This window comes from Mammaliicoccus sp. P-M58, assembly GCF_022386165.1.
GTDB lineage: Bacteria > Bacillota > Bacilli > Staphylococcales > Staphylococcaceae > Mammaliicoccus > Mammaliicoccus sciuri.
Window position 1 is genome coordinate 133,538 of the sequence record NZ_JAJNJI010000001.1, and the last position, 15,228, is coordinate 148,765.

Annotated in this window: 17 protein-coding genes; 1 reads left to right on the forward strand and 16 read right to left on the reverse strand. The window is 32.4% G+C overall.

Annotation, left to right across the window (positions count from 1 at the left end; translation table 11 throughout):
• Positions 1 to 68 precede the first annotated feature (68 nt).
• The 4 genes from rpoD to ccpN are packed head-to-tail and all read right to left on the reverse strand — an operon-like array spanning position 69 to position 4,454.
• A complete protein-coding gene (gene rpoD, locus LQ694_RS00690) occupies positions 69 to 1,178 on the reverse strand; it encodes an RNA polymerase sigma factor RpoD (RefSeq protein ID WP_048539697.1) in 1,110 nt (369 codons plus the stop codon).
• A 26-nt stretch (positions 1,179 to 1,204) separates the two neighbouring features.
• Entirely contained in the window at positions 1,205 to 2,977 is a 1,773-nt protein-coding gene (gene dnaG / locus LQ694_RS00695) for a DNA primase (RefSeq protein ID WP_239771779.1), read from the reverse strand.
• A gap of 11 nt (positions 2,978 to 2,988) precedes the next feature.
• Entirely contained in the window at positions 2,989 to 3,804 is an 816-nt protein-coding gene (locus LQ694_RS00700) for a pyruvate, water dikinase regulatory protein (protein ID WP_218697432.1), read from the reverse strand.
• Between the two features lie 14 nt (positions 3,805 to 3,818).
• The gene (gene ccpN, locus LQ694_RS00705) at positions 3,819 to 4,454 is read right to left on the reverse strand and encodes a transcriptional regulator CcpN (RefSeq protein WP_239771781.1); all 636 of its coding nucleotides are present in this window, start codon (positions 4,452 to 4,454) and stop codon (positions 3,819 to 3,821) included.
• A gap of 294 nt (positions 4,455 to 4,748) precedes the next feature.
• Here ccpN and LQ694_RS00710 point away from each other — a divergent pair, with 294 nt between their 5' ends.
• Positions 4,749 to 6,137 (forward strand): glycine--tRNA ligase, encoded by a 1,389-nt coding sequence (locus tag LQ694_RS00710; protein ID WP_025904194.1) that lies wholly within the window; start codon positions 4,749 to 4,751, stop codon positions 6,135 to 6,137.
• Between the two features lie 288 nt (positions 6,138 to 6,425).
• Here LQ694_RS00710 and recO read toward each other — a convergent pair whose 3' ends face one another.
• From recO to mtaB, 12 genes are all read right to left on the reverse strand, one after another.
• A complete protein-coding gene (gene recO, locus LQ694_RS00715; protein ID WP_096791870.1) occupies positions 6,426 to 7,178 on the reverse strand; it encodes a DNA repair protein RecO in 753 nt (250 codons plus the stop codon).
• A 22-nt stretch (positions 7,179 to 7,200) separates the two neighbouring features.
• Positions 7,201 to 8,100, reverse strand: a complete 900-nt coding sequence (era, locus tag LQ694_RS00720; RefSeq protein ID WP_037588330.1) for a GTPase Era — start codon at positions 8,098 to 8,100, stop codon at positions 7,201 to 7,203.
• Complete coding sequence (gene cdd, locus LQ694_RS00725; protein ID WP_025904197.1) at positions 8,101 to 8,505, reverse strand: cytidine deaminase; 405 nt, start codon at positions 8,503 to 8,505, stop codon at positions 8,101 to 8,103. It lies immediately after the preceding gene.
• Between the two features lie 19 nt (positions 8,506 to 8,524).
• Positions 8,525 to 8,872 (reverse strand): diacylglycerol kinase family protein, encoded by a 348-nt coding sequence (locus LQ694_RS00730; RefSeq protein WP_096791869.1) that lies wholly within the window; start codon positions 8,870 to 8,872, stop codon positions 8,525 to 8,527.
• Complete coding sequence (gene ybeY, locus LQ694_RS00735) at positions 8,865 to 9,326, reverse strand: rRNA maturation RNase YbeY (RefSeq protein ID WP_025904199.1); 462 nt, start codon at positions 9,324 to 9,326, stop codon at positions 8,865 to 8,867. The genes LQ694_RS00730 and ybeY overlap by 8 nt, the downstream gene beginning before the upstream one ends.
• Position 9,327: 1 nt before the next feature.
• Entirely contained in the window at positions 9,328 to 10,275 is a 948-nt protein-coding gene (locus LQ694_RS00740; RefSeq protein WP_065381216.1) for a PhoH family protein, read from the reverse strand.
• Between the two features lie 35 nt (positions 10,276 to 10,310).
• Positions 10,311 to 10,808 carry a PH domain-containing protein gene (locus LQ694_RS00745; RefSeq protein ID WP_058611634.1) on the reverse strand — a complete coding sequence of 166 codons (498 nt, stop codon included), beginning with the start codon at positions 10,806 to 10,808 and terminating at the stop codon, positions 10,311 to 10,313.
• 104 nt (positions 10,809 to 10,912) lie between these two features.
• Positions 10,913 to 11,617, reverse strand: a complete 705-nt coding sequence (locus LQ694_RS00750; protein WP_196968302.1) for a hypothetical protein — start codon at positions 11,615 to 11,617, stop codon at positions 10,913 to 10,915.
• Between the two features lie 15 nt (positions 11,618 to 11,632).
• Positions 11,633 to 12,628 carry a flotillin-like protein FloA gene (gene floA, locus LQ694_RS00755; RefSeq protein ID WP_025904203.1) on the reverse strand — a complete coding sequence of 332 codons (996 nt, stop codon included), beginning with the start codon at positions 12,626 to 12,628 and terminating at the stop codon, positions 11,633 to 11,635.
• 23 nt (positions 12,629 to 12,651) lie between these two features.
• Positions 12,652 to 13,368, reverse strand: a complete 717-nt coding sequence (locus LQ694_RS00760; RefSeq protein WP_176698803.1) for an NfeD family protein — start codon at positions 13,366 to 13,368, stop codon at positions 12,652 to 12,654.
• A gap of 210 nt (positions 13,369 to 13,578) precedes the next feature.
• The gene (gene rpsU, locus LQ694_RS00765; protein ID WP_016998564.1) at positions 13,579 to 13,755 is read right to left on the reverse strand and encodes a 30S ribosomal protein S21; all 177 of its coding nucleotides are present in this window, start codon (positions 13,753 to 13,755) and stop codon (positions 13,579 to 13,581) included.
• A gap of 124 nt (positions 13,756 to 13,879) precedes the next feature.
• Positions 13,880 to 15,226, reverse strand: a complete 1,347-nt coding sequence (mtaB, locus tag LQ694_RS00770) for a tRNA (N(6)-L-threonylcarbamoyladenosine(37)-C(2))-methylthiotransferase MtaB (protein WP_070368862.1) — start codon at positions 15,224 to 15,226, stop codon at positions 13,880 to 13,882.
• Positions 15,227 to 15,228: the final 2 nt, after the last annotated feature.

Here is a 15,228-nt window from a genome sequence, read left to right on the forward strand (position 1 = left end):
CAATTATATTTTATATTAAAACAAGGCATTGTCAAAGGCTTTTTGGGATTAATATAAACTTTTCATGTTTAATCCATAAAATCTTTCAAACGCTTACTTCTAGATGGATGTCTTAACTTGCGTAATGCCTTCGCTTCTATTTGACGAATACGTTCTCTTGTAACACCAAATACTTTTCCGACTTCTTCAAGTGTTCTTGTTCTACCATCATCTAGACCAAATCTTAGTCTTAATACATTTTCTTCTCTATCTGTTAATGTGTCTAATACATCTTCTAATTGTTCTTTAAGTAATTCATATGCAGCGTGATCTGATGGGCTTTGTGCATCTTGATCTTCAATAAAGTCGCCTAAGTGACTGTCATCTTCTTCACCAATAGGCGTTTCTAATGATACGGGTTCTTGAGCAATTTTAAGAATTTCACGTACTTTTTCTGGTGGTAAGTCCATTTCTTCACCAATTTCTTCAGGAGATGGATCTCTGCCTAAATCTTGAAGTAATTGACGTTGAACACGAATCAACTTATTGATTGTTTCAACCATATGAACTGGGATACGGATTGTACGTGCTTGGTCAGCAATCGCTCTAGTGATTGCTTGACGAATCCACCAAGTTGCATATGTTGAGAATTTGAAACCTTTATTAAAGTCGAATTTTTCTACGGCTTTAATTAGACCCATATTACCTTCTTGAATAAGGTCAAGGAATAACATACCTCTACCTACATAACGTTTAGCGATACTTACAACAAGTCTTAAGTTCGCTTCTGCAAGACGTGATTTCGCAATTTCATCACCTTGCTCGATACGTTTAGCTAATTCGATTTCTTCTTGGGCAGTTAATAAATTGACGCGTCCTATTTCTTTTAAGTACATTCTTACTGGGTCGTTTATTTTAACACCTGGAGGAGCACTTAAGTCATTTAAATTTAGTTTGTCATTTGTATCACTTGAATCTTTTTCATTAATAAGATTGATTTCATTCTCATTAATTAAATCAAAGAAATCATCCATTTGATCTGGATCCATTTCGAAGTTTTGCAATTTATCTGCAATTTCTTCGTGACTCAAATGTCCTGCTTTTTTACCTTGTTCAATTAATTGGTGCTTAACTTGTTCAATTGTAAGCACTTCTTCATTATTAGCGCTATTAATTTTGTTTAATTCTTTATCAGACATGAATAGGCCTCCCGGGTTATTAACTCTTACATTCTATTCCGATTATATTGTACAATTTGTTCTAAATATTGCCTTTGCAGTGCGATATCGCCTGCTTGCATTGCTTTATTCAATTGTTGATTCAAATATTCTATGGAATTTTCTTTGTGTTCGTTAGGACTGATAATCCTAATGTAGTCTTCGATTTCTTCTGTCTCTGGTTCATCATTGATTAGCAATGAATCTAGGTACATAACCGTTTCAATGATTTGATGTTCTTCAATGTAACTTGAAAAATCACTTATGTTAAAAACATCGTTATTCTTATAATACCCATTTAAACGTGAAAAAATCACTCTATTATTCAATGAAGTGAAGTCTTCTTGATTAATCCTAGAATGATATTCTAAAAATAGCTGTTTATGATTCATAAAATGTTTTAACAACGCTTGCTCTGCTCTACCGATTTTATCAAGTTTTTTTTCCTTCATTTCAGGAACGAAATTATTATAATCGGTATAATTTTGAACAATATTAGGCGAAAGTCGATTTTTTAGACTGTTAACATCTACTTTATACAAATCTGCTACTTGTTGCAATACTTTTTTTCTTAAAAATTCCGATTGAATCAGATTGATGTCATGAATCAACTCTTCAATATGTTGTTCATGTTTTAAATCATTATTTTCGTTGACATAATATAATTGTTGCGCTTTAAATGTAACATATGATTGTTTTTGCCCTTCAACGAATGATTTGAAAGCATCACTTCCGTATTCTGTAATATAATCATCAGGGTCCATCGTTTTTGGTAAATTGACAACAAAGACATTTAATCCTTCATTTAATAAGTCTTTACCAACATTTATGGCAGCTTCTTTACCTGCGAAATCTCCATCATACAGTAAAGTTACATTAGATGCCAGTTTTTTGACCATTGTAACGTGTTCTCTAGATAATGCTGTACCCATCGTTGCCACAACTTGTTTGATATCCGCTTCAAATGATTTGATAACATCCATAAATCCTTCTAACAGAATGACTTCATCATTTTGTCTTATAAATTTCCTTGCTCGATCAATGTTGTATAACATTTTTCTTTTTTGGAATATTGGCGTTTCTGGACTGTTTAAATATTTAGGCGATTGGTCCGTATATGTTCTACCAGAAAAACCCACTGTCTTACCTTGGAAATTCAACAAAGGAAAGATGATTCTATCTCTGAATCGATCGAAGTAATCAAAAGTTTCATCATTACGGCTTAACAAGCCTGCTTCATATGCAAGTACAGCATCATAACCATTTTTCTCTAAAAAGTCATGCGTGAATTTGGAATGATTTGGTGCATATCCAATTTTCCTATCATTAATCAATTCTTCCGTGAAGCCTCTTGATTTCAAATAGTTTAAAGCTGCCTCACCTTCTTCAGTATGCTTCAATATATAATGGTAGTTATTTGCCATTAACTCATGCATTTCGATCATTTTTATATGATCATCCACAATACCTTCAGTTGGTGCTGTTTCTTGCTGTTCTATATGAATATCTACTTTATCACCAAGTTCTCTCACTGCATCAACAAATGATATCCCTTTAATTTCTTGAATAAATTGAAAAACATTGCCACCTTTTTTACAGCCAAAGCAATGACAAATTTGTTTATCTTCTGATACTGAAAAAGAAGGTGTCTTTTCATCATGGAAAGGACATAATCCAATATAATTACGTCCTCTTTTTTCAAGTTTCACATATTCACTTACAACATCTAATATGTCATTCTTCTCACGTATTTCATTAATGAGTTCTTGTTCTATACGCATCCTGTCACCCTTTAACGGTTTTGTTGTGTAATGATTTTAATAATGTCATTTGCTGTTTCTTCTATTGCCTTGTCAGAAACATCTAGTACAGGACAACCAATTTTTCCAACAATTTCCTCGAAGTATCTTAATTCTTCTTCTATTCTATCATCTTTAGCATAATTAGCATCATCACTTAAACCTAATTGAATTAATCTTGCTCTTCTAATCGCATTAAGGTTTTTTTGATTAATTTTTAAAGCGATACATTTCTTTGGATCAATTTCAAATAATCCTTCCGGCGGTGCAACTTCAGGCACTAATGGTACATTCATTACTTTATAACGTTTATGTGCCAAGTATTGTGACAATGGCGTTTTTGAAGTTCTAGATACACCTATAAGAATGATATCAGCTTTTGGTAATCCGCGTGGATCTCTACCATCATCATATTTAACCGCAAATTCGATTGCTTCAATTTTCTTGAAATAATCTTCATCTAATTTATGAATATTGCCTGGCTCATTAAGTGGGGCTTCATTAAGTTCATTGCTTAAAATGCTCATCAATGGACCCATAATGTCTACATTTTCTATATTATTTTCTTCTAATTTTTCTTTTAAGTAAAATCGCATTTCAGGTTTCACCAATGTATAAACGACTATAGATTTTTGTTCTAATGCTAATGATACGACTTCATTAATATTACTTTCATTCTCTATATATGGTAATCTTACAATATCTAAAGCATTTCCTTCTGTCTTATATTGAGACGTACATGCTTTCGTAACAAGCTCTGCCGTTTCTCCTACTGAATCGGATGCTATAATTATTCTTATCTCTTCCATTTAACTAATTCCTCCTACTCATCTTCAATAAGTGAAACAAATGCTCTTGTGATCGTTGTTTTTGTAATTCTGCCTTTAACTTTCATTTTGTCGCCTTTAAGTTTTTTGACAACAGGTATCGCATCTATTTGTTTATCAATTAATAATTTAGCTGCATAAATCAATAAATCATCTTCTAAACATACTGTTATGTTTGGCATTCTGCTCATATTAATACTAACCGGTGTATCTTTTAAACTTTGACCACCTATTGCTGCTCTTAGTAAATCTTTTCTCGAACAAACGCCGATTAAATTGCCTTCTTTATTGATGACAAATAATGTGCCGACATCTTCTAAAAACATCTTACATATTGCTTCATATACAGAAATACTTTCTTCTATTGCGACTGGTATCGCCATCGATTCTTTTACGGTCATTTTTTTAATTGAATCACTTAACAATTGTGTACTTGATTTCCCTGTATAAAAATATCCTACTCTAGGTCTTGCATCTAGATAACCTGCCATTGTTAAAATTGCTAAATCTGGTCTTAAAGTTGCTCTTGTTAAATTTAGTCGTTCAGCTATTTTTTCTCCTGTAATGGGTCCATTGTTCTTAACAATTTGTACAATTTGTTCTTGTCTTTGATTTAATTCGATTGCTCTCACCCCTTCGAACACAACTCAGATAGATTAATTATAACATGTAACGCAAATATTGCTCAATTTGAATATCTGTTTTCACTTGATAACTCTCTCATACCGTGCTATATTTTAATTAACTTTGAAATAAAAGCGAGTTAAGGATGGTGAAAGCTTAACATTAAAGTTTTGGCTTACAAAATTTTATAAAAAGTGAGTGGCTACACTAATTTGGGTGGAACCGCGGGTAATATACTCGTCCCAAGGCATTATTTGATGATGTCTTGGGGCTTTTTTAATTTAATTGAGGAGTGAATTTTTATGGCAAAAGATATGGATAAGGTAGTAACATTAGCAAAACATAGAGGGTTTGTATTCCCCGGTAGTGAAATTTATGGTGGTTTAGCAAACACTTGGGACTATGGTCCACTTGGTGTTGAATTAAAAAATAACATTAAAAAAGCATGGTGGCAAAAGTTTGTTCAACAATCTCCATACAACGTTGGATTAGATGCAGCTATTTTAATGAACCCAAGAACTTGGGAAGCTTCAGGTCACTTATCAAACTTTAACGATCCAATGATAGACAACAAAGATTCTAAAATTCGTTACAGAGCAGATAAATTAATTGAAGATTACATGCATAATGTTGAAGGTGATGAGAACTTTATTGCTGACGGTATGAGTTTTGATGAAATGAAACAATTAATTGATGATAAAGGCATCACTTGTCCTGAAAGTGGTACAGCAAACTGGACAGACATTCGTCAATTCAACTTAATGTTCAAAACATTCCAAGGTGTTACCGAATCTTCTACAAACGAAATTTTCTTACGTCCTGAAACTGCGCAAGGTATTTTCGTAAACTATAAAAACGTTCAGCGTTCAATGCGTAAAAAATTACCATTCGGTATTGCGCAAGTTGGTAAATCATTCAGAAACGAAATTACACCTGGTAACTTTATCTTCAGAACGAGAGAATTCGAACAAATGGAACTTGAATTCTTCTGTAAACCTGGTACTGAAATTGAATGGCAAAATTACTGGAAAGACTTTGCTGCAAAATGGTTAAAAGATTTAGGTATTAAAGAAGAAAATACAAAATTACGTGACCATGACGAAGACGAATTAAGTCACTACTCAAATGCAACAACTGATATCGAATACAAATTCCCATTTGGTTGGGGAGAACTTTGGGGTATCGCTTCAAGAACAGATTATGATTTAAAACAACATAGTGAATTCAGTGGTGAAGACTTCAAATATCACGATCAAGAAACAAATGAAAAATTCATCCCTTACTGTATCGAACCATCATTAGGTGCTGACCGTGTAACATTAGCATTCTTATGTGACGCATACGAAGAAGAAAATGAAGGTGAGAAAGATCAACGTACAGTGTTGCATTTCCACCCTGCTTTAGCACCATATAAAGCAGCAATCTTACCATTAAGCAAAAAACTTTCACCAGATGCTATTAAAGTATATGAAAAATTAAGTGAAAGATTTGCAATCGATTTTGATGAGTCACAATCAATCGGTAAACGTTACCGTAGACAAGATGAAATTGGTACACCATACTGTATCACATTTGACTTCGATTCATTAGAAGACAACCAAGTTACAGTACGTGACAGAGACACAATGGAACAAGTACGTATGCCAATTGATGAAGTTGAAAACTTCTTAGCTGAAAAAATTAGATTCTAATACTAAACAAAAAACAGAGCAAAAACTTATTAATTAAGTTTTGCTCTGTTTTTTTATGGTTAAGTTGTTGGGAAAATATAAAAAAATGACATTAATGCCTGTTCTTATTAACACTTCTTATGAGTTTTGTAATTATAGGCACTCTTAGTTACAGTTCCACCGACTTTTGTTATTATAGGCGCTCTTATTTACACTTTCTCCTACTTTTGTTACTATGGGCAACCTTATTTACACTTCCACCGACTTTTGTAAATTAGCTTACCTTTTTAATACAAACTATTGAAGTCTTTACATTTTTAAGTTTTCGAGTTGGTTGAGTAATTTTTTGGTTCTAAATACTACACCAACGTATTCGTCATACATGTTATCAATTAAAGTTTGGATTTCTTTTTTGACTTGTTCGTTTATTTTAAAGCTATTTAAATGTTTGATCGGCAATTGATACATGAGATTCATAAAATATAATGCTCTATTAGATATTCGATATGCATGTTCATCATGTATTAATGCTTGATTGCTAAGTGGTCCGTTATATTTGAAACTATATGCATTTAGTTGCTGTTGATCCATATCTCCTGTTACGACGCACGCATTGAAAGTTGGTTCATAACCATATTTAGGCATACATTTCAACGCGACAATCATGCTCATCGTATCCGCATCAACGCCTCTTTCTACTGCTTGGAATACACCTAACAATAATTCATAAAAGAATACATTATGTTCTTCCGCTTCTAACGCCTTATCTACGACTTCTATACAATATGCACCATATGCACTTTTAAAAATATCGGATTGCATCGTTCTATGACTGTTAATAATATCAGCCGATGATAATGTGCCCATTCCTTTAAACTTCGAAAAAATAAACAAGCCATGTACAAAGGGCTGTGTAGCACCTTGTAGTGGATGACTTGTTTTTTTAGCACCACGCGCCATTAATGGAACTTTATGACCGTGTTCATTTAATATTGTGATGATTTTATTGTTTTCACCATAATCTACAGAGCGAATGACAAATCCTTCTTGTTTATAAAGCATTATATCATCGCCTCCATTCTATTTAATACTCGTCTTCTCTATAACCAATTTGTTTAATGAAATTAGGTTTATTACGCCAATCTTTTTGTACTTTAACCCATAAATCCAAGTATACTTTTGAGCCAAGTAGCATTTCAATATCTCTTCTTGCACGTTTACCTATTTCTTTAAGCATTTTACCGCCTTTACCAATGACAATACCTTTTTGTGAGTCTCTTTCAACATAAATTGTTGCTTCTACTTGGACTTTCTCACCTTCTGCTTTAGTCATTTTATCAACGTTCACACCGATAGCATGCGGTATTTCTTGATTCGTAAGGTGTAATGCTTTTTCTCTTATCAACTCAGCTACAACAAATTGTTCTGGATGATCAGAAATTTGATCTTTAGGATAATACATTGGACCTTCTTCAAGATACTTTTTAAATTGTTCTAGTAGTGTTTCAATGTTTAATCCTTCTAATGCTGAAATTGGAATAATTTCTGCAAAATCCATTGTTTTTTGATACTTTTCAATTTCAACTAATAGTTGATCAGGGTGAATTAAATCTATTTTATTTAACACTAAAAATACTGGTGTTTTCGTTTGTTTCAACAATTCGATAATGTATTCATCGCCTTTACCGATACTTTCATCAACATTAACCATAAACATGATTAAGTCTACTTCTTTCAAAGTATTTTTAGCGATTTTCATCATGTAATCACCTAAAGCATGTTTAGGTTTATGAATACCTGGTGTATCAATAAATATCATTTGAGCATCATCAGTTGTTAATACACCTTGCACTTTGTTTCGAGTCGTTTGTGCTTTATCAGACATTATCGCTACTTTATGACCAATAACTTTATTCATAAAAGTAGATTTACCAACATTAGGTCTACCTATAATAGATATAAAACCTGATTTAAATTCATTCATTTATTCTAAATCCTTTCCTGAGAAACCTAAAGGTAATAATTCATTAACTGTAGTTTCAATTCTTTCATTTGTTTGATGTGTTAAAAATACTGGCATGTCATCATCACATAACTCTTTTAACACTTGTCTGCATGTGCCACATGGAGATGATGGTTTATCAGCATCTACTGTAACTGTAATACATTTGAAGTCTCCCGGTCTATACCCATCTGACATTGCTGCAACGAGTGCAGACCTCTCAGCACAAATTGTTGATGGGTAAGCTGCATTTTCAATGTTAGCACCATAATAAGCTTTACCATCTTTCGTAACTAAATATGCACCTACGTTAAATTTAGAATATGGAGTATATGCTCTCTTTTGTGCTTCTCTTGCGCCTTCATACCACTCTTGTTTGAATTCCATACCATTTCCCCCTATATGTTTATATTATTTTTGGTAATAATATCACTATCCCGATTATTGCAGCCATTATTGATGTTAATAAAACGGCTAAAGCGGCTGTATCTTTAGCATGTTTAGCAAGTAAGTTATATTCATCCGTAAACATATCTACTACATACTCTATAGAAGTATTGAGAACCTCTACAATGAGTACACTAAATATTGCAAATAAAATCCATAACCATTCAAATGTATTGAGATTTAATATTAAACTAACAATCAATACAAGTACAGCGAATAAAAGATGTAATAAAAAGTTTTTATCTTTTTTGAGAATGGTCACTAAACCTGCTAAAGGAAATTTAAAGCGATTTACAAATTTATTCACGTGTTAATCCAAATTCATTTAATATTTCATCTTGTCGAGAAAACATTTCTTTTTCATCTTCTTCAGTCATATGATCATAACCTAGTAAATGTAAAAATCCATGTAATGCTAAAAATCCTAATTCTCTACTCAAACTATGATTATAAGACTCAGCTTGCTCTTTAGCAACTTCAAGACAGATGATAATATCACCTAATACTCTAGGCATATCTAAGCCTTCTATTTCAGGCTCATCTTCTTCTAATGAAAATGAAATAACATCTGTTACTTTATCTTTATCGCGATAATCACGATTAATAGCTTGAATCTCTTCTTCATCGACAAATGAAATTGAAAGTTCTGCTTCTTCAGTAATATTTTCCTTTTTAGCAGCAAAAGTGAGCAATGATTCAATTTGATTTTTTGTATCTTCGTCAATTACTTGTTGCTCATCAATAAAATCCATTGTTAGCATATTATTTCTCCTCTTCGTATGCGTTTATTATTTTACCTACTAATGGGTGTCTCACAACGTCTGTTTGTTCTAAGTAAGTCATTGCTATCCCTTTTACACCACTTAATCGTTGATCAGCTTCAATTAATCCACTTTTCACACCTTTAGGTAAATCGATTTGTGTACGGTCACCTGTTACAACCATTTTTGAACCGAAACCTAATCTTGTTAAGAACATCTTCATCTGTGGGTGTGTCGTATTTTGTGCTTCATCAAGGATTACAAACGCATCATCTAATGTTCGACCTCTCATATAAGCAAGTGGTGCGATTTCAATCGTACCTCTTTCAATTAAGCGTGATGTTTGCTCAGTTCCTAACACTGTATGAAGCCCATCATATAAAGGTCTTAAATAAGGGTCTACTTTTTCTTTTAAATCACCTGGTAAGAAACCTAATGATTCACCCGCTTCAACTGCAGGACGCGTTAATACGATACGTTTCACTTGTCCTAGACGCAATGCCCTTGCAGCCATTACTACAGCTAAGAAAGTCTTCCCTGTACCTGCTGGACCTATGCCGAATACTAAGTCATTGTTCTTTATATTATTGATATATACTCTTTGACCCATAGTCTTAGCTCTTATTATTTTACCATTACTATCTTTAGTGATTTCTTCATCATATAAGTTAATAAGTTGATCGATAGTTCCTTTATCAGCCATTTTAACTGCTGCTTGGACATCATTAACGTTAATACTTGCACCACTCTCAATTACTTTTAGTAAGTTCAATAATACTTTTTCAGCTTTTTCAACATTTTCTATACGTTTACCACGGACAGCGATTTCTTGTCCACGTGTTAAAATATCCACCTCGAGTTCATTTTCAATATATTTTATGTGCTCATCTCCATTACCCAATAGAGCTTGAGCTTGATCCATATTCTCGATTTGAATTAATGTAGGCATTAAATATCTCCTTTATAAGTTGAATTGTTGACACTTTAAATGTACCAAACCTTATTGTAACGTGCAATCTTATGCACTTTATTTTGCATATTATTTAGTTTTTCACGTGCAATAATGAGATTTCTAACTTTTTCATATTCATGTAATCTATTACTATTATTTAATTTAATTTTAGGATTAATGCGTATTAATATAATTATAAACTCACGTTCTTCAATTGGACTCACTTTTTCGACCAATTTACCTTTTGAAACAATTTCTAACATACTGTTGCCTTCTATGGATTTAGTCATATTAATTTGATCGATATCAAAGATATTGTAACGATTTTTGAATAATCCTCTTCTTATGGATAAAAAATGCTCTTTTATTGTGTATCTCTCAAAAAGAATGTTTAAAATTATAAGAAAAACGAGAATAAAAGTAATGACTATTAAATACTTATTACTAATAAAAAGCGGTATCAAAGCAATGAATAATAATAAAATCGAAATGATAATAGATAATATACTCTGCTTTTTCTTAAATACCATTTTTATCACACCCTCTTGAATCATATCTTTATTGTAAGTCTAAATAGTATTTTTGTGAATAAAAAACAGAACCTAAAATTAATTAGGTTCTGTTTATAGAATCGTTATTTTAATTCATTCGGTCTTTTCAAAATTTCTGACCAAATGATACCATTTACGACTTGGTTTTCATCAACATTGATTGCTTCATCGTTAAACTTATGTTTACTGTTTAAATAGAGTTGTTTAACCATAGCTCTTCTCGTTCTTTCTGAAAGTTCTGTGTTGTTGATAATTTGCTCTGCTTCCTTTTCAACATCATCTATACTTTCACGCTGTACATTCATTAAAGACTTTTTCTCTTCTTGGCTGTATGCCAATAACTGTTTGATTGCTTCTTGTTGTTTTTTAGGTCTATTTTTATGAATTTGTTCTTTTCTCTGATTGATATAAGCATTCTCATGCTCACTTGAAATTTGCTCCGGTTGTTGTTCTACTTTATGAGTTTGAACAACAGGTTTTTCAACATCTATATTATATTGTTTAAGATGATTCGCAAGTTGATCTGCTAAGTTTTTATAATGGCCAGACATTCGTTCAGTTGAACTTGTTTCTGCTTTCTGTTTATAAGTTTCATACTTATTAACTAAGTCTTGTAATTCTTGCTCAACAGATTTTTTCTTTTCTTCAGCTTGTCTATTTACTGGATTTGATCTTTGTCTTGTTTGAGGTTGCTTATTTTTCTTTTTATTTTTAGAAGCGCCTTCGATTATACCGCTCACGACACTAAAAATAACCCAAATAACAAAGATGATAATGCCTATTTCCATTTTAAATCACCTCTCTTATTGGTTCGGTGAATTAGAATCTTGTGGCTTTGTACTCTTATTAATTGCTTCTCTCATGCCAGTATCAGCTTCTATATTTTTTAAATTATAGTAGTCTTTAACACCTAAATTGCCTGATTTAAGTGCTTCTGCCATTGCAAGTGGTACTTCTGCTTCTGATTCAACAACTTTAGAACGCATTTCTTGTACTCTTGCTTTCATTTCTTGCTCAGTAGCAACGGCCATAGCACGACGTTCTTCGGCTTTAGCTTGTGCAATATTTTTATCAGCAAGTGCTTGTTCAGTTTGTAAGTCTGCTCCAATGTTTTTACCGATATCTACATCAGCAATGTCGATTGATAGGATTTCAAATGCTGTACCTGAATCTAGACCTTTACTTAATACTGTTTGTGAAATACTATCTGGATTCTCAAGTACTTTAGTGTGATGTTGACTTGAACCAATAGTTGATACAATACCTTCGCCAACACGTGCGATGATTGTGTCTTCACCAGCACCACCGACTAATCGATCAATGTTTGCTCTAACTGTAATTCTAGCTTTCGCTTTTACTTCGATACCATTCATCGCAACACCTGAGATAAATGGTGTTTCAATTACTTTAGGGTTAACGGACATTTGAACTGCTTCTAAAACGTCACGACCAGCTAAATCAATCGCTGCCCCTCTTTCAAATACTAAGTTAATTTCTGCTCTTTGAGCCGCAATAATTGCATCAACTACTCTATCAACATTACCTCCTGCAAGATAATGAGATTCTAACTGGTTCGTTGTTAATGCTAAACCAGCTTTATGAGCTTTAATTAATGGGTTAATAACACGTCTAGGTGATACACGTCTTAAACGCATACCAACTAAAGTACCAATACCTACTTTTACGCCTGCTGCAATAGCTGAAATCCATAATCCTACTGGTACAAATGAGAATAAAATCATAAGTAGTACGATTAATATGACAGCAATAATTACAAAAGCAATTAAACCTGATAACATATGCATTTCTCTCCTTGTCTAAATTAAATTTCTCTTACCACAACTCTTGTACCTTCAACCTGTACAATTTTGACTTGCTTATCCTTCTGAATAAAACTACCATCTGAAACAGCATCTATTCTTTCGTCATCAACAAGTATAATTCCTGAGGGCCTCAACGCTGTGTATGTTGTACATAGTTTGCCAATCAAATGACTTCTATCATCATGAGATGTATAGCCAGATTCTTTATTTGTAGAGTCTCTAAGAATGACTTTATCAAAGAATGGTATTTTACGATTAAATCCTTTCACTAATATCACCCACTCTATCGTTGTTAGAATTAATGCTACAGCAATAATCATACCCATAGTTAAGATATTTTCTCCAACTAATACAAAACTACCAATAATGGCAATAAAACCAAGGATACCTAGTACTGCTCCTATAACAAATAATTCAATTATTACTAATAATGCACCGATCCCAAAAAGTAAAACAGAAATCAAACTAATTTCATCAATTATAACGTAGCCGATGAAAAAGATTAGTGTACAAATAAAGCTTAAAATTCCCGCAAAATTAATACGTTCTGAATATAATTGATATAGTGCACCTAGAAAAATAATACAAGTCAGTATCAATGTGACTAAGGGAGACGTAATAAACTCACCAATAGACGACATACTTTGACTTGAAACAATACCTAAATTCAAGTTGTTCTGAAAATAAGCAAATATGTATTCATACCCTGATGTCAATAATCTCACCCCTCATATTTATTATACAATAAAATAGCCGCGAACTAAAACGTATATACATAATATTCTAAATTTATAAACTTAAATGTTTTTCAAATAAATAAAAGAACACATAAACAAAATGTTTATGTGTTCTTTAAGACGTTCAACGTTAAATATTGTTCATTATAATTAATTAATATTCATTGAGGGAGTTCAATAAAAAATTAATTATTTAAATTTACGTTTACGTGCTGCTTCTGATTTCTTCTTACGCTTAACGCTTGGTTTTTCATAGAACTCACGTTTACGCACTTCTTGAATCGTACCGCTTTTTGAAACTGTACGTTTGAAGCGACGTAATGCATCTTCGATTGATTCGTTTTTACGAACTACTGTTTTAGACATCTGTATTTCCCTCCCTCCAAATATCAACAAAGCTTTATATGTCATTTACATAGTATTTATTACTATGTACTTAAACATTATAAAATAAGTCATTTTTTAAGTCAATAATCATTTGTTATGAATATTAATATGCAACTAATCTTTCGTCTTTATTTGTTGCATGATCCACAACTTTTACAAGTTTACCTTTATTGATAGGATAACCTGGTGTAACAACTTTCACTTTCACTAATTCTCCAATTAGTGATTCATCGCCTTCAAATTCAATCTTCATGTAATTATCTGCATAACCAACAAGTTTACCATCAGCTGAACCTTTTTCTTCAGGTATCACTTCTAATACAGTTTGATCAAATTTAGAAGCATAATCTTTAGCTAATTGATTTGATAATTCAATTAAACGATGTACGCGTTCATTTTTTACTTCTTCATCAATTTGATCAGTCATTCTAGCTGCTGGTGTACCTGTTCTCATTGAATAAGGGAATACGTGTAATTCAGAAAATTGATGTTTAACAATGAAGTCATATGTTTCTTGGAATTCTTCTTCAGTTTCACCAGGGAATCCAACAATTACGTCACTTGTAACTGCTAAACCTGGTAAAGCTTTATGCAATTTTTGTAATCTTTCTGAGAAGTGTGCCATCGTATATTTTCTTCTCATGCGTTTCAATACAGTATCAGAACCTGATTGTAATGGTATATGAAGATGTCTTACAACTTTAGTTGATTTATCAATAACATCAATAACTTCATCTGTAAGCTGACTCGCTTCTATAGATGAAATACGAATTCTTTCAAGATTTTCAACTTGTTCTAAATCTCTTAATAATTGCGCCAAGTTATAATCTTTTAAATCTTCACCATATCCACCTGTATGAATACCTGTTAAAACAATTTCTTTATATCCTGAATTTACAAGTGTCGTTGCTTGACTTACAACTTGTTCAGGATCTCTTGATCTCATTAACCCTCTTGCCCAAGGAATGATACAGAAAGTACAGAAATTATTACAGCCTTCTTGAATTTTTAATGATGCACGTGTTCTGTCAGTAAAGTATGGAACTTCTAATTCTTCATACTTTCTATTTTTCATAATATTACCTACACCATTAATAGGTTGTCTACTTTGTTTATAGTTCTCAATATATGAGATAAGCTTATGTCTGTCTTGAGTACCTACAACAATATCAACGCCCGGAATTGCCATAATTTCAGCAGGAGATGTTTGAGCATAACAACCCGTTACACAAACAACTGCATCTGGATTTTTACGTATTGCTCTTCTAATCACTTGTCTACTCTTCTTGTCACCTGTATTGGTTACTGTACAAGTATTGATGATAAAGACGTCAGCATTCGTTTCAAAATCTACTCTTTCGTAATCATTTTCCTTAAATAATTGCCAAATTGCTTCAGTTTCATAATGGTTTACTTTACAACCTAACGTATGGAACGCTACTGTAGCCAATT

Bases quoted from the DNA above. Each gene is read 5' to 3' on its own strand.
- rpoD (WP_048539697.1), bottom strand. From the start codon at position 1,178: ATGTCTGATAAAGAATTAAACAAAATTAATAGCGCTAATAATGAAGAA.
- dnaG (WP_239771779.1), bottom strand. From the start codon at position 2,977: ATGCGTATAGAACAAGAACTCATTAATGAAATACGTGAGAAGAATGAC.
- LQ694_RS00700 (WP_218697432.1), bottom strand. From the start codon at position 3,804: ATGGAAGAGATAAGAATAATTATAGCATCCGATTCAGTAGGAGAAACG.
- LQ694_RS00710 (WP_025904194.1), top strand. From the start codon at position 4,749: ATGGCAAAAGATATGGATAAGGTAGTAACATTAGCAAAACATAGAGGG.
- recO (WP_096791870.1), bottom strand. From the start codon at position 7,178: ATGCTTTATAAACAAGAAGGATTTGTCATTCGCTCTGTAGATTATGGT.
- era (WP_037588330.1), bottom strand. From the start codon at position 8,100: ATGAATGAATTTAAATCAGGTTTTATATCTATTATAGGTAGACCTAAT.
- cdd (WP_025904197.1), bottom strand. From the start codon at position 8,505: ATGGAATTCAAACAAGAGTGGTATGAAGGCGCAAGAGAAGCACAAAAG.
- ybeY (WP_025904199.1), bottom strand. From the start codon at position 9,326: ATGCTAACAATGGATTTTATTGATGAGCAACAAGTAATTGACGAAGAT.
- LQ694_RS00740 (WP_065381216.1), bottom strand. From the start codon at position 10,275: ATGCCTACATTAATTCAAATCGAGAATATGGATCAAGCTCAAGCTCTA.
- LQ694_RS00745 (WP_058611634.1), bottom strand. From the start codon at position 10,808: ATGGTATTTAAGAAAAAGCAGAGTATATTATCTATTATCATTTCGATT.
- LQ694_RS00750 (WP_196968302.1), bottom strand. From the start codon at position 11,617: ATGGAAATAGGCATTATCATCTTTGTTATTTGGGTTATTTTTAGTGTC.
- floA (WP_025904203.1), bottom strand. From the start codon at position 12,628: ATGTTATCAGGTTTAATTGCTTTTGTAATTATTGCTGTCATATTAATC.
- rpsU (WP_016998564.1), bottom strand. From the start codon at position 13,755: ATGTCTAAAACAGTAGTTCGTAAAAACGAATCAATCGAAGATGCATTA.